Origin of the sequence: Amycolatopsis sp. lyj-108, assembly GCF_046549005.1 — a bacterium.
GTDB lineage: Bacteria > Actinomycetota > Actinomycetes > Mycobacteriales > Pseudonocardiaceae > Amycolatopsis.
This window is the reverse complement of record NZ_JAJPWQ010000008.1, coordinates 360,959-374,751: the sequence shown is the minus strand read 5'-3', so window position 1 is coordinate 374,751 and position 13,793 is coordinate 360,959. Positions and strand designations below refer to the sequence as shown.

Annotated in this window: 12 protein-coding genes and 1 riboswitch; of the genes, 5 read left to right on the top strand and 7 right to left on the bottom strand. The window is 68.5% G+C overall.

Annotated elements, in window-relative coordinates:
- Nucleotides 1-19 precede the first annotated feature (19 nt).
- Together thiD (ACLJO0_RS28710) and ACLJO0_RS28705 are read right to left on the bottom strand one after the other, a co-directional pair.
- The gene (gene thiD / locus ACLJO0_RS28710) at nt 20-850 is read right to left on the bottom strand and encodes a bifunctional hydroxymethylpyrimidine kinase/phosphomethylpyrimidine kinase (protein ID WP_410581697.1); all 831 of its coding nucleotides are present in this window, start codon (nt 848-850) and stop codon (nt 20-22) included.
- Nucleotides 851-874: 24 nt separating this feature from the next.
- Nucleotides 875-1,798: an NADP-dependent oxidoreductase gene (locus ACLJO0_RS28705; RefSeq protein WP_410581695.1), complete on the bottom strand. Its 924-nt coding sequence runs from the start codon at nt 1,796-1,798 to the stop codon at nt 875-877.
- A gap of 88 nt (nt 1,799-1,886) precedes the next feature.
- Between ACLJO0_RS28705 and ACLJO0_RS28700 the strand changes: the two genes are divergently transcribed.
- Complete coding sequence (locus ACLJO0_RS28700) at nt 1,887-2,285, top strand: winged helix-turn-helix transcriptional regulator (RefSeq protein WP_410581694.1); 399 nt, start codon at nt 1,887-1,889, stop codon at nt 2,283-2,285.
- 95 nt (nt 2,286-2,380) lie between these two features.
- Nucleotides 2,381-3,898 carry an alkaline phosphatase family protein gene (locus ACLJO0_RS28695; protein WP_410581692.1) on the top strand — a complete coding sequence of 506 codons (1,518 nt, stop codon included), beginning with the start codon at nt 2,381-2,383 and terminating at the stop codon, nt 3,896-3,898.
- A 63-nt stretch (nt 3,899-3,961) separates the two neighbouring features.
- On the opposite strand, the gene thiD (ACLJO0_RS28690) is transcribed toward ACLJO0_RS28695, so the two are convergent.
- Both thiD (ACLJO0_RS28690) and thiC read right to left on the bottom strand, forming a co-directional pair.
- Nucleotides 3,962-4,783 carry a bifunctional hydroxymethylpyrimidine kinase/phosphomethylpyrimidine kinase gene (thiD, locus tag ACLJO0_RS28690; protein ID WP_410581691.1) on the bottom strand — a complete coding sequence of 274 codons (822 nt, stop codon included), beginning with the start codon at nt 4,781-4,783 and terminating at the stop codon, nt 3,962-3,964.
- Nucleotides 4,780-6,438: a phosphomethylpyrimidine synthase ThiC gene (gene thiC, locus ACLJO0_RS28685; protein WP_396559777.1), complete on the bottom strand. Its 1,659-nt coding sequence runs from the start codon at nt 6,436-6,438 to the stop codon at nt 4,780-4,782. Before thiC ends, thiD (ACLJO0_RS28690) begins: the two co-directional genes overlap by 4 nt.
- A riboswitch (TPP riboswitch) is annotated at nt 6,432-6,565 on the bottom strand. (Overlaps the previous gene by 7 nt.)
- Before the next feature lie 265 nt (nt 6,566-6,830).
- On the opposite strand from thiC, the gene ACLJO0_RS28680 reads away from it, so the two are divergent.
- A complete protein-coding gene (locus ACLJO0_RS28680) occupies nt 6,831-8,999 on the top strand; it encodes a glycoside hydrolase family 15 protein (RefSeq protein WP_410581814.1) in 2,169 nt (722 codons plus the stop codon).
- Between the two features lie 88 nt (nt 9,000-9,087).
- Here ACLJO0_RS28680 and ACLJO0_RS28675 read toward each other — a convergent pair whose 3' ends face one another.
- A complete protein-coding gene (locus ACLJO0_RS28675; RefSeq protein WP_125791338.1) occupies nt 9,088-9,660 on the bottom strand; it encodes a peptide deformylase in 573 nt (190 codons plus the stop codon).
- A 157-nt stretch (nt 9,661-9,817) separates the two neighbouring features.
- Between ACLJO0_RS28675 and ACLJO0_RS28670 the strand changes: the two genes are divergently transcribed.
- Together ACLJO0_RS28670 and ACLJO0_RS28665 are read left to right on the top strand one after the other, a co-directional pair.
- Nucleotides 9,818-10,129, top strand: coding sequence for a DUF3263 domain-containing protein (locus ACLJO0_RS28670; protein ID WP_005160574.1), 312 nt, complete (start codon nt 9,818-9,820; stop codon nt 10,127-10,129).
- Nucleotides 10,126-10,770: a LytR C-terminal domain-containing protein gene (locus ACLJO0_RS28665; protein WP_410581688.1), complete on the top strand. Its 645-nt coding sequence runs from the start codon at nt 10,126-10,128 to the stop codon at nt 10,768-10,770. The genes ACLJO0_RS28670 and ACLJO0_RS28665 overlap by 4 nt, the downstream gene beginning before the upstream one ends.
- A 51-nt stretch (nt 10,771-10,821) precedes the next feature.
- On the opposite strand, the gene ACLJO0_RS28660 is transcribed toward ACLJO0_RS28665, so the two are convergent.
- Together ACLJO0_RS28660 and ACLJO0_RS28655 are read right to left on the bottom strand one after the other, a co-directional pair.
- Entirely contained in the window at nt 10,822-13,101 is a 2,280-nt protein-coding gene (locus ACLJO0_RS28660) for an AAA family ATPase (RefSeq protein WP_410581687.1), read from the bottom strand.
- A gap of 13 nt (nt 13,102-13,114) precedes the next feature.
- Nucleotides 13,115-13,729 carry a nitroreductase family protein gene (locus ACLJO0_RS28655; RefSeq protein ID WP_410581685.1) on the bottom strand — a complete coding sequence of 205 codons (615 nt, stop codon included), beginning with the start codon at nt 13,727-13,729 and terminating at the stop codon, nt 13,115-13,117.
- Nucleotides 13,730-13,793: the final 64 nt, after the last annotated feature.

The following is a 13,793-nucleotide window of genomic DNA, read 5'->3' as shown; positions in this document are numbered from 1 at the left end:
ATGGTAACCGGACGGGTGCTCAGTGCTCCGGCGCAAGCCGCCAAAACGCGGAAACCGGACCGACCTTCGCGCCCATCGGGTAGGCGTTTTCGACCGCGTGTGAAACGAACCACTTGCCGTAGCGGGCGGCCTCCACGACGGACATCCCCTTCGCGAGACCGGCCGTCAGCGCCGACGCCATGGTGTCCCCGGCGCCGTGCGTGTGCTGCGTCGCGAACCGCTCGCCCGGCAGTTCGACGAACGTCGAGCCGTCGAAGAGCACGTCGACGCATTCCGGGTCGGAGACGAGATGGCCGCTCTTCACGAGCACGTACTTCGGCCCGAGCCGGTGCAGGACGACGGCCGCCTGGTGCATCTGCTCGCGGGTGGTCACGGTCATCCCGGTCAGCAGGCGGACCTCGTCGAGGTTCGGCGTGAGGACGGTCGCGCGCGGCAGGAGCTCGTCCCGCAGCGCGACCAGCCCGGCCTCGTCGAACAGCGGATGGCCGTGCATCGACGCCGCGACCGGGTCGACCACGAACGGCACCTTGGCGTCGCGGCCGATCTCGGCCTTGTCGCATGCCGCGGCGACGGCGTGGATGATCTCGGCCGAAGCGAGCATGCCGGTCTTGGCCGCGTTCACGCCCATGTCGGCCGCGACGGCCTCGATCTGGCCCGCGACGACATGCGCCGGGATGTCGGTGCGGTCGTGCACGCCGAGGGTGTTCTGGACGGTCACGGCGGTGACCGCGACCAGACCGTGCACGCCACAGGTGAGGAACGTGCGCAGATCCGCCTGAAGGCCGGCGGCACCGCCGGAATCGGACCCCGCGATGGTCAGCGCCGACGGCGGGCTCGGGTTCTCGCTCATGGGGTCCATTTTCCACGCGCGATCTCAGAGGGTCAGGACGAGCTTCCCGGTCACCCTGCCGCCTTCGCCGACTTCGTGCGCCTTCGCGACGTCTTCGAGTGGGAAAGTCTGGTCGACGTGGACACGCAATTCACCCTTCTCGATCAGATCGGTCAGGGCCAGCAGGCCGATCTCGTCGGGTTCGGCGAGCATCCCCGACGTCCGCACGCCCAGCTTCTCGGCCTTCGCGGCGACAGCTTCGCTCACGCCGCCCGGGACCGCGACGATCAGGCCGCCCGGTTTCACCGCGTCCAGCCAGCGCAGGTCGCTCTGCTCGCCGACCAGCCCGAACACGACGTCCACGTCGGCCGCCGTCGCCGTTTCGTCGCGGTAGTCGATCGGCTCGTCGACACCGAGCTCGCGGAGGAAGTCGTGCTTCCCGGCGCTCGCCGTGCCCAGGACGTACGCGCCGCGCGCCTTCGCCACTTGCACGGCGAGGTGTCCGACCCCGCCCGCGGCGGCGTCGATCAGCACCCGCTGTCCCGGCCGGACGTCGGCGATGTCCACGAGACCCTGCCAGGCGGTGAGCCCGGCCAGCGGCAGCCCGGCGGCGTCCTCGTGGGTGAGGTTCGCGGGTTTGCGCACGAACTGGCGGGCGGGGGCCGTCACGTATTCGCCGTAGCCACCGGCCTGCCGGGGGAACCACGGGAAACCGAGGACCTCGTCGCCGACGGCGAACCGCGTCGTGCCGACGCCGAGTTCTTCCACCACCCCGGACACGTCCCAGCCGAGGACGAACGGCGGCTCGCCCATGAAGACGCCATACGCCCGGGTCTTCCAGTCGACCGGGTTGATCCCGGCCGCTCGCACGCGCACGAGCACCTCCGTCGGGCCGGGGGACGGCCGATCGGTTTCGGTCACCTCCAGCACTTCCGGGCCACCAAGCCGCTGCTGGGTCACGACGCGCATCGAAAGCTCCTCCGTTGTTGGTGCCCTCCATGTTCGGCCGCATGGTCACTTTTCGCTAGAAGGCACTTATAGGTAAACTAGGTACCTGATGGAAACCACCTGTGAAGTGCCGGAATCGCCGTGGGACATCTACCTGCGGAACTGCCCGTGCCGAGACGTCCTCGATCTGCTCGCCAACAAGTGGACCGCGCTGGTGCTCGGCGCGCTGTCACGGCGGCCCCACCGGTTCGGCGAACTGCGCCGCGCCGTCGGCGGGATCAGCCAGAAGATGCTGACGCAGAACCTGCGCGCCTTCGAACGCGACGGTCTGGTCACGCGCACTGTCTTCCCGACCACGCCGCCGACCGTCGAGTACGCGCTGACCGAGCGCGGGTCGAGCGCGGGCACGCTGCTCATGGCGGTCAGCGAATGGTCGGTCGCCAACTTCGACGGGATCCTCGACTCGCGCAAGGAGTACGACTCGCGGGTGATGGAGCCCGTCGGCTGAAGTCCTTCGCGGGGGCACGCGGACTTCATCGAGAAGACAGTTCGGCGCACTAACTTGACGAACAATTGGTTCGTACAAGTTATCTGGAGGCTTTCGTGCGCAGAACGCTTTCCCTCCTGTCGGCACTGGTGGCCGTCGCCGGATTGACCTCCGGCGTGGCCACCGCCGCGGCCAAGACGCCGAAGGTGCTGGTCATCGGCCTGGACGGGGCCCGGTTCGACAAGCTGATGGCCGCCGATACGCCGAACGTCCACGCGTTGGTGGAGCGCGGCTACGCCTCGCGCAGTTCGCTGTACGGCAGCGGGATGGCGCCGACGGTCAGCGGTCCCGGCTGGTCCACGATCCTCACCGGTGTCTGGCCGGACAAGCACAAGGTGAAGGACAACTCCTTCACCGGCAACGACCTCGCCTCGCATCCGAGCTGGCTCGCCCGCGCCGAAACCGCGAACCCGGCGCTCGACACCTACGCGGCCGTCGACTGGACGCCGATCAGCGACCGGATCCTGCGTACCGGCCAGGACCGCAAATTCGTCCAGAACGGCGACAGCGACGGCTACGAGAAGACCGACGAACAGGTCGCCGTCGACGCGGAGAAACACCTCAAGCAGGACAAGGCCGACGCCTCGTTCGTCTACTTCGGACAGACGGACATCGCGGGCCACGACCACGGCGCGGACTCCCCGCAGTACGAAGCCAGCCTGCGCACCGACGACGCCCTGATCGGCCGCCTGCTCGCCGCCGTCGACGCGCGCGCGAACCGCGCGAACGAGGACTGGCTGATCATGATCTCGTCGGACCACGGCCACACGCCCTCGGGCGGGCACGGCGGCGACACCCCCGAGGAACGGATGACGTTCGTGATCGCCGCCGGTGGCGCGGTCCCGGCCGGAACCCCCGCCGTGGCACCGAAGATCGTCGACATCGCGCCCACGGTGTTGCGGCACCTCGGCGTGGTGGCTCCGGCGGTTTACGACGGCTACGCGCTCGGCGCCGCGCCCTCGGACGTCTTCGACACGGCCGTTTTGAAGGCACGGCAGGACGAAACCGGTGTCCCGGCGGGAGTACTCGGCTGGACGCACGACGCGCCGGGCGGCTGGACCGTGCGCAACGCTTCCGGCATGCCCGCCGGCGTGACGGAGTGGCAGGGCTGGTCCTTCACGACCGATGACTTCTGGACGCGCACCGCCCCCGGCCAGCAGCGCGAGGCGAACGCGCGGGCGCGGGGCGTCTTCGCGGTCGCGGATCCGGACGAGTGGGACGACAAGGGTTCGCCTTCTTCGCGCGGGACCTTCGACTCTTCTCTGGTCTCGCCTTCGGCTGACGTTTCCGGGAAGTCCACTGTGGACGTCTCGTTCGTGTCGCACTACCGGCAGGACGGGACGCAGCGGGGTGCGCTGACGGCGTCGTTCGACGGTGGCCCGGAGCAGAACGTGCTGGCCTACGGGCCGGAATCCGGTACGGCGAACAAGGGTGGCGACGTGCTTTCGGTGCCGACGGCGGCTTCGGTCAAGGTGCCCGCGGGGGCTCGTTCGGTGAAGCTGACTTGGCGGCTTTATGCGGCGGGGAACAACTGGTACTGGGCCGTGGACGCTCCTCGCGTCACGATCCGGTAACGCGTGCAATGAAAGGTCCTTTCCTTGCAAATTTTGCAAGGAAAGGACCTTTCATTGCACGCCTCAAGCGTCGCTGAGCCGCCAGAAGGGTGAAACCGGACCCACCCCGGCCCCCAGCGGATACGACTCCGCCACACACCGCTCGATGAACTGCTTCCCCTCGGCGACGGCCGTCGGCACGTCCGCCCCCTTCGCCAGCGAAGACGTGATCGCCGAAGCCATCGTGTCCCCGCCGCCGTGCGTATTCCACGTGTCGAAGCGAGGCCCGCTCAGCTCCACCCAGGATTCGCCGTCGGACAAGAGATCCACACAGTCCTGAGCAGCGTCGAGATGCCCGCCCTTCACCAGAACCCACTCGGAACCGAACTCCAGCAACGCCTCCGCTGCCTCACGCTGAGTCGACGGCCCGGTCACGGAAACGCCGGTCAGCAGCCGCACCTCGTCCAGGTTCGGCGTGATCAGCGTGGCCCGCGGGAAAAGCTCGGTGCGGATCGCCTCCAGCGCCTCCTCGCGCAGCAACGCGTGCCCGGTCATCGAAGCGGCGACCGGGTCCACGACGAACGGCGTGTTCGACGAGCGTCCGATGTGGACCTCGTCGAGTGTCTTCGCGACGGCGTTGATGATCTCGGCGGTCGCGAGCATGCCGGTCTTCGCCGCGTCCACGCCCATGTCCGTGGCGACGGCCTTGATCTGCCCGGTCACGACGTCGACCGGGATCTCGCTGAAACCCTGCACGCCCAGCGAGTTCTGCACGGTGACCGCGGTGAGCGCGACCATCCCGTGCACCCCGTTGGCGAAGAAGGTACGCAGGTCGGCCTGGATGCCCGCACCACCACCGGAATCCGATCCGGCGATGGTGAGGGCGGTCCTGGGTGTGGCTGTCACTGATTGACCACCGGCAGGTACACCTTGTTGCCCTGCTCGGCGAACTCGTTCGACTTCTCCGCCATGCCTGCCTCGATGGCCTCCACAGTGGACAGTCCGTGTTCATCGGCGTACTTGCGGATGTCCTGGGTGATGCGCATCGAGCAGAACTTCGGCCCGCACATCGAGCAGAAGTGCGCCGTCTTCGCCGGTTCCGCGGGGAGCGTCTCGTCGTGGTACGCGCGGGCGGTGTCCGGGTCCAGTGACAGATTGAACTGGTCGTTCCAGCGGAATTCGAAACGGGCCTTGGAAAGCTCGTCGTCCCACTCCTGCGCGTACTGGTGCCCCTTGGCGAGGTCGGCGGCGTGCGCGGCGATCTTGTAGGTGATGACGCCGGTCTTGACGTCGTCGCGGTTCGGCAGGCCGAGGTGCTCCTTCGGCGTGACGTAGCAGAGCATCGCCGTGCCGTACCAGCCGATCTGCGCCGCGCCGATGGCCGAGGTGATGTGGTCGTACGCCGGCGCGATGTCGGTCGCGAGCGGGCCGAGGGTGTAGAACGGCGCCTCGCCGGTCAGCTTCTCCTCGAGTTCGACGTTCTCCTTGATCTTGTGCATCGGCACGTGGCCGGGGCCCTCGATCATCACCTGGACGTCGTGTTCGCGGGCGATGTGCGTGAGCTCGCCCAGTGTCTCCAGTTCGGCGAACTGTGCGCGGTCGTTGGCGTCGGCGATCGAGCCGGGCCGCAGGCCGTCACCGAGGGAGAACGTGACGTCGTACTCGCGCAGGATCTCGCAGAGTTCGGCGAAATTGGTGTACAGGAACGATTCCTTGTGGTGCGCGAGGCACCAGGCCGCCATGATCGAGCCGCCGCGCGAGACGATGCCGGTCACCCGGCGCGCGGTCAGCGGGATGTAGCGCAGCAGCACCCCGGCGTGCACGGTGACGTAGTCGACGCCCTGCTCGCACTGTTCGATGATGGTGTCGCGGTAGACCTCCCACGACAGCTTTTCCGGCTCCCCGTTGACCTTTTCCAGCGCCTGGTAGATCGGCACGGTGCCGACCGGCACCGGCGAGTTGCGGACGATCCACTCGCGTGTCTCGTGGATCCGCTTGCCGGTGGAGAGGTCCATGATCGTGTCGGCGCCCCAGCGGGTGGCCCACACCATCTTGTCGACCTCTTCCTCCACGGAGGACCAGACGGCCGAGTTGCCCATGTTGGCGTTGATCTTCACCAGGAACTTCTTGCCGATGATCATCGGCTCGGTCTCCGGATGCTTGCGGTTGGCGGGGATCACCGCACGGCCGCGCGCGACCTCGTCCCGCACGAATTCCGGCGAGCAGCGCTCGCGGGCCGCGACGTACTCCATCTCGCGGGTGATGACACCCTGTTTCGCCCAGCCGAGCTGGGTGTTGTGCTCACGACCGTCGGCCCAGCCGGCACGCAATCGATGGAGTCCACTGTGGACATCGATCTGCGCGTCGTCGTCGGTGTACGGGCCGGAGGTGTCGTAAACGTCGAAATGCTCGCCGTTCGAAAGGTCGATCCGCCGCGCGGGGACCCGGAGACCGGATTCCGTCTGGTGGTAGATCTTGCGGGAACCGGTGATCGGCCCGGTGGTCACGGTCGGCGTGATGCCCTGGGCACCCTTTTCAAAGGCACTGTCAAGCGTCGTCAACGACGTTCACTCCCTACGCCGGCATTACCCGGTCAGGTTCATGCGGTCGGCGGCGCCGGGTCTTCCAGAAAAAAGACTCCAGCCGCCCTCTCAGCCCGCCATGGCGCGAGCTCCCGCGTTGTTTGGTTGTGCCCCGACCATGCCACGCCGGGGCTCGGACAATCAACCCTCCGGGGGATCGGTCACTCCGAAGCCGCAAGTCGGTGACTGGTTGCGGTCCATGCGGGGGCCTCTACCGCAACCAGTCGCCTACTTGTACCGCAACCAGTCGCCTACTTGCGTGATCGACATGTCGACAGCGTTAGCGGTTCACCGGTTTGGAGCATGTGCTCGCGGGGGATTCACGACAGAATCCCGGAGGTTCTGCACCGTTACAGAAGTCTGGGGTGGATATGCGAAAACTCATGCTCCCGGCACTGGCAGGCGTGCTGGTCGCGGGGCTGGTCCCGGCGGTGGCCGCGGCACAGGGCGGTGAGGCGCCCGGTGCGCCCGGCGCCCATCCGAGCTGGCTCCCGGCGGACAAGACCGGCTTCGGCACCGCCCGCGAACGCGCGAGCAACGTCTGGTTCACGCTTCAAGGTGGACGGCTCTCCGAGGTCTACTACCCGGATCTGTCCACGCCGAGCGTCCGCGCGCTCGACCTCGTCGTCACCGACGGGACGAGCTTCGCGACGGTCGATTCCTCGGCCAAGGCGCAGCAGGTGCGCCGCACCGATGGCCTCACCTACGAACAGACCATCACCGACGACCAGCGTCGTTGGAAGCTCCGCAAGACCTATGTCACCGACCCGGCGCGCACGAGTGTGCTGATCGACGTCGACTTCGTTTCGCTGACCGGCCGTCCGTACCAGGTGTACGCGGTCGCGGATCCCGATCTCACGAACGAAGGATCCGACGACTCCGCACGCACCGATGGGGTGAACGCGGTCGCGTCCGACGTGAAGACCGCTGCCGCGCTGACCGCGGAACCGGCGTTCTCGCGCACTTCCGTCGGTTACGCGGGTTCCTCCGACGGCATCACGCAGCTGACGAAGTCCTTCGCGCTCAAGGATTACGCGACCGCGGCCAAGGGCAACGTGCTGATCACCGGGCAGACGGCCGCCGACGGTGTCCGCTCACGGGACTTCACGCTTTCGCTCGGCATGGGTGCGAAGGACTCCGACGCACTCGCCACCGCGAAAGCCTCGCTACGGCGCGGATTCGCCGACGCCGCCCGCGCGTACGACCGCGGCTGGAAGCACTACCTCCGCCAGGTGAAGGACGCGCCGTCGTCGCTCAAGACCAAGCAGGAACGGGACCTCTACCAGGCGTCCGTGCTCATGCTCGCGGCGAGCGAGGACAAGATCCACCAGGGGGCGCTCATCGCGTCGCCGAGTATGCCGTGGCGGTTCGGGAACAACGACCCGGAATGGTCGCCGTCGGGCACCTATCACCTGGTCTGGCCACGCGACCTCTACCAGATCGCGACCGGCCTGCTCGCCGCCGGCGACCGCGACGCCGCCAACCGGTCGATCGACTACATGTTCGGCACGCAGCAGCTGCCGGACGGGCATCTGCCGCAGAACAGCCACGTCGACGGCACGCCGTACTGGACCTCCATCCAGCTCGACGAGACCGCACTGCCGATCGTGCTCGCCCAGCAGCTCGGCCGCACCGACGCCAAGACCTGGCAGGGTGTGCGCAAGGCGGCGGAATTCCTGTTGTCCTACAAGGCGGACAACGGGCACGCGTCGCCGTACAGCCAGCAGGAACGCTGGGAAGAACAGGACGGCTACTCGCCTTCGACGATCGCCGCGGTGATCGCCGGACTGGTCTGCGCGGCCGACATCGCCAAGGCGAACGGCGCCGCCGCCGACGCGAAGCGCTACCTCGACACCGCTGACGCGTTCAAGGCGAAGCTCGCCCAATGGACGGTGACCACGAACGGCCCGCTGTCGAAGGACCCGTACTTCGTCCGGCTGACAAAGGACGGCAACGCGAACAACGGCACGAAGTACAACCTCGGCAATTCCAGCGTGACCATGGACCAGCGTGCCGTGACCGACGCCGGTTTCCTCGAACTGGTGAGGCTGGGCATCTACCGCGCCGACGATCCGGTGATCAGGAACAGCGTCAAGGTCACCGACGCCGACATCGCCTTCACCACCCCGACGGGTCAGTTCTGGCACCGGTACACGAAGGACGGCTACGGCGAGAAGGCCGACGGGGCACCGTGGGACTACACGTTCCCGGCGGAAAGCCGGACCACTTTCGGGCGACTGTGGCCGCTGCTCGCGGGTGAACGCGGCGAGTACGACCTCGCCGCCGGTGACCGCGGTACGGCCGCGAAGCGCCTTCGCGACCTAGGGCGCGTCAGCAGCTCCGGGGACACGATGCCGGAGCAGGTCTGGGACGAGAACGCGCCTTCGGGGCAGCCCGGCTTCCCGGCGGGCACGCCGACCGCGTCCGCGACACCGCTGGCCTGGACGCACGCCCAGTACCTGCGGCTCGCGTGGTCGGTGCAGGCGGGGAAGGTGATCGAGCAGCCGCGGGTGGTGCGGTGCCACTTCCTGGGCTGCTGACCCTCGCGTAAACGCCATGAAAGGTCCTTTCCTTGCAAAATTTGCAAGGAAAGGACCTTTCATGGCACGCGGAACAGGTGCGAGAGGGTCAGTCGCCGGCCGATTCGGGCTGTGCCTCCGGCAGCCAAGAGTTGCCCGGAACGCCCCATTTGTTCGACTTGAGCATTTTCTTCGCCGCGCGAGCGTGGCGCCCGACCAACCGGTCGAGGTAGATGAAGCCGTCCAGATGATCGGTCTCGTGCTGCAGGCAGCGCGCGAAGTAGCCGGTTCCTTCGACCTCGATCGGATTACCGTCGACGTCGAAGCCGGTGACCTTCGCCCACGAAGCGCGTCCGGTCGGGTACGACTCGCCGGGCGCCGACAGGCAGCCTTCCCAGTCGTCGTCCGGATCCGGCATCGTCTCCGGGATCTCCGACGTCTCGAGCTTCGGGTTCACCACGAGGCCCTTGTGGCGGGTGCCCTCGTCGTCGGGGCAGTCGTAGACGAACACGCGCAGGTCGAGGCCGATCTGGTTGGCCGCGAGGCCCACCCCTTCGGCGGCGTACATGGTCTCGAACATGTCGTCGACGAGGGTGCGCAGCTTGTCGTCGAACTCGGTGATCTCCCGAGTCGGGTTGTGCAGCACTGGCTCGCCGGCGATCACGATGGGATGGACGGTCACGCGCGCAGTTTAGTCGGACCCTTCTGGTACACCCTTACCCATGACGCGCCGACGCCGATACCGAGGCCGGGCGCCGGTTCCGTGGTCTAATGGCGCCGCGGAATGACAAGCCTGTGGTTTCACGCCGCCGAGCACTGACCTGATTGCGAGGAGTCGGATGGACGCCGCGGAGTCGATGGCCGAGCCCGACCAGCCGTCCCCGTCGGAGACCGTGAACGGCCTCAGCGAGCGCGAGCTCGACATGCTCGCGTTCGAACGTCAGTGGTGGAAATACGCCGGCGCGAAGGAACAGGCCATCCGCGAACGCTTCTCTATGTCGTCGACGCGCTATTACCAGTTGCTGAACCGGCTGCTCGAGAAGACCGAAGCCATGCAGGCCGACCCGATGCTGGTGAAGCGCCTGCGAAAGACGCGAGCGGCCCGGCAGCGCAATCGCGCGGCCCGGCGACTGGGGATCGATCTCTCATGAGTCTGTTTTCGGGGCTGTCCCGGCCGATGAAGGCCGCCGGACTGGCCTTGGTGGGTGTCGCCGTGATCGCCGCCGTGATCGGCGGAATCACCCTGACCAGCGGCGGCGGTGACTCGGACACCGCCACGCCGCCCGGCACCACGCCCACGACGGCAGAGTCTTCGGACGGTGCGACGCAGCCTTCGTCGCCGGCGCCGGGGTCGCCTCCGGCCAGCACACCGCCCGCCTCGTCGGCGCCGCCGTCGAGCGCGCCCGCGAGTTCCGCCCCGCCGGCGAGTCAGCCCGGTCAGCCGGGTCAGCCCGGTCCTGGGCAGCCCGGTGGCGATCAGCAGGCGTCCCACAAGTGGGTGACCGTGCGGGTCTACAACAACAGCACGATCCAGGGGCTCGGCGAGCAGGCCGCGAAGGACTTCCGCGCTTCCGGCTGGAACGTCTCCGAGGTCAAGGGCTATCCGGGCAGGCTCCCCGAGACCGTGGCCTACTTCCGGCCGGGTACCGACGAGGAAGCGGCCGCGAAGGCGCTGGCGCTGGAGTTCGGTTTCCGCGCCGAGCCCAGGTTCAAGGAGATCGAGAACATCGGCCCTGGCGTGATCGTCATCCTCACCAAGGATTACAAGACCAACGACAAAGACGGCACCTAGCAGCTACGGAAAGGGCCCTCTTCCTCGCGAGGAAGAGGGCCCTTTCCGTGCTCAGGCCTGGTTCCGCGCGTAGGCCTCCAGCGCCGCGAGCTGTGCCGGGTCGAGCGACGGCCGGACGGCCTCGGCCGCCTTCGTCAGATGCGTGGCGGTGACCTCCTTGGCCTCCAGCGACTCGCGCATCGCGGTCAGCGCGGCCTCCCTGATCAGTGCCGCGCAGTCCGCCGCCGAGTAACCGTCCAAAGTGGCCGCGTACGCGGCGAGGTCCACATCGGACGCGAGCGGCGTGTTCTTGGCGCTGGCGGCCAGGATCGCCTCGCGCGCGTGGGCGTCCGGCGGCGGGACGTAGACGCGGCGCTCCAACCGTCCCGGCCGCAGCAGTGCGGGGTCGACCAGTTCCGGCCGGTTCGTCGCACCGAGGACGACGACCTCGCGCATCGGCTCGACACCGTCCAATTCGGTCAGCAGGGCCGCGACGACCCGGTCCGACACGCCCGAATCCGAGGACTGGCCGCGACGCGGGGCGAGCGCGTCGATCTCGTCGAGGAAGATCAGGGACGGCGCGGCCTCGGCGGCGCGGCGGAAGAGTTCCCGCACCGCACGCTCGGACTCGCCGACCCATTTGTCCATCAGTTCGGCGCCCTTGACCGCGAAGACGTTCAGCGCGCCGGTGCCCGCGAGCGCACGGACCAGGAACGTCTTGCCACCGCCCGGCGGGCCGTACAGGAGCACGCCGCGCGGCGGATCGACGCCGAGGCGGGCGAACGAGTCCGGGTAGCGCAGCGGCCACAGCACCGCCTCGGTGAGCGACTGCTTGACGTCCGTCATGTTGCCGACGTCGTCGAGCGTCAGTCCGCCGGTGGCCAGATTGTCCGAAGTGGACATCGAGATGGGGCGGACGGTGGTCAGCGCGTCGAGCAGGTCCTGCTGGGAGATCCGTGGTTCGTCGGCGTCACGCTGCCGCAGCGCGGCTCGGAGGGCGGCGTCGCGGCGGAGCGCGATGAGATCCGCGGCCACGAAACCGGGTGTGCGCTCGGCGATCGGGCCGACGTCGACGCCGGACTCCAGCGGGGCTTCGCGCAGCAGCACACGAAGGAGTTCCGTGCGGGTTTTCGAGTCCGGGAGCGGCAGGCCGAGTTCGCGGTCGAGCAGGTCCGCGGCGCGCAGCCGGGGATCGGCCGACTCGGCCCGTCCCGTGGTGGCGATGACCGCGAAACCCTTGCTGCGCAAGGCTTTACGCAGGTCGTCGAGGACGATCGTCGCGAGCGGCGGCGGCTGGGACGCGGGCAGCAGCGCGTCGATGTCGGTGATCAGCAGGACGGCGGGGTCTTCGTCGTGGGTGGCCTGTTCGATCGCCTCACGCAGCCGAGCGGCGGCCACGTTCGGATCGAGGACGGCGATGTTCGGCGCCGCGATCGACACCACCCGTACCTTCTCGGCCTGCGCCACGGCGCGGACCAGCGTCGCCTTCCCGACGCCTTCCGGCCCGGACAGCAGGACCCCGAGATGCGCCGACGTCCCGAGCTTCGCCAGCAGCTCCGGACGGTGGAAGGCCAGGTCGAACCATTCGGCGAGCTTGCGCGCGGCCGATTCGGAGCCGGCGAGATCCGACAGGGGAGGCACGGACTCCTCGGCCACTTCGTCGACCCGCTCGTCTTCGACGATCTCGGCGTCGATGAAGTCCTCGTGTGGCGTGGAGGGCGTGCTGCGCACCAGCGTCGTCCCGGCGCGGGCCGGGACGGCGGCGGGCGCGGCCTCGCCAGTGCGGGCGCCGTCACGCCAGCTGACCACAGTGGACGGTCCGACGGCGACCGGTCCCGGCGGTTCGGTGGCGGTGACGGTGAGCAGTTCGTTCGTCCACGTCATGCCGATGGCGCGGGAAAGCTGGCCGCGGACCGCGGAGACGTCGGAGCCCGGTGCGGGCGCGAGGTCTTGGGGGAGCAGGGAAACGGCGTCGCCGATGGTCAGGACCTTGCCGATCAGGGCGAGCCTCAGGGTGTGCGGGGAGAGCGAGACGCTCGCCATCCTCGAACCCGACACGGTGACCGTCTTCGCGGCCGACACCTCCGCCGGCGCGACGACCACTTCCGCCCCCTCGGTCACGCCGAGGTTCGACATCGTGACGTCGTCGAGGAGGATCACGCCCGGGATGCCCTCCGCGTCCGACGGGGCGGCCAGCGCCGAGCTGACGCGGGCGCCGGTGACGCGGACGGCGTCCCAGGCCATCAGGCCGAGCGCGTCGAGGACTTCGGGGTGCAGCCGGACGACGCCGCGGCGGGAGTCCAGGGCGGACGGGGTGTGCCGGACGGTCAGCGTGATCTGGGGTGCGCTCACCCCGCCACCCTATCTACGCGGCGGGCCCCCAGCGGTCGAAGGACAGGATCTCCCCGGCGGGTCGCCGGACGGCCGGGGAGAAGTCGCGCTGGGTGGTGTGGGCGACGGCGAGCAGGCTGATCTGCGCGACGTCGCCGGGGATCCCGAGCAGCTCCGCGACCTCGGCCTCGCGCGCGGGCAGGTGGTACGCGCACATCGAACTGCCGAGCCCCTTCGACCGCAGCGCGAGCTGGAAGCTCCAGATCGCCGGGTACACCGAGCCGTAGTAGCCGTTCTGGATGACGGGATCCGACGGCGGGCGGCCGATCATGCAGGGGATGGCGAGCGCCGGGACGCGCCCGAGGTTGTCGACGAGGTGCCGAGCCGACCGCATGATGGCGTCGCTCGTCAGGTGGCCGTACTTCGCGATGGTCGGAATCGCCTCGGCGCGGACGATGTTCGCGACCTCGGCCCGCAGCTCCGGGTCGCGAACAATCACCCACCGCTGGGAGTCGAGCAGCATCCCCGCGGCGGGCGCCTGCTGCGCGATGCGGACGCAGTCTTCGAGAAGTCCCTCCTCGACCGGCCGGTCGAGGTCGAGCTTGCGGCGGACCGAGCGGGTGGTGGTGAGCAGCGTTTCGGTGTCCATGACATCCCTCCAGGTGACTTACGACGTAAGCATACGAGGTAAGTACTTACGGCGTAAGGGGGTG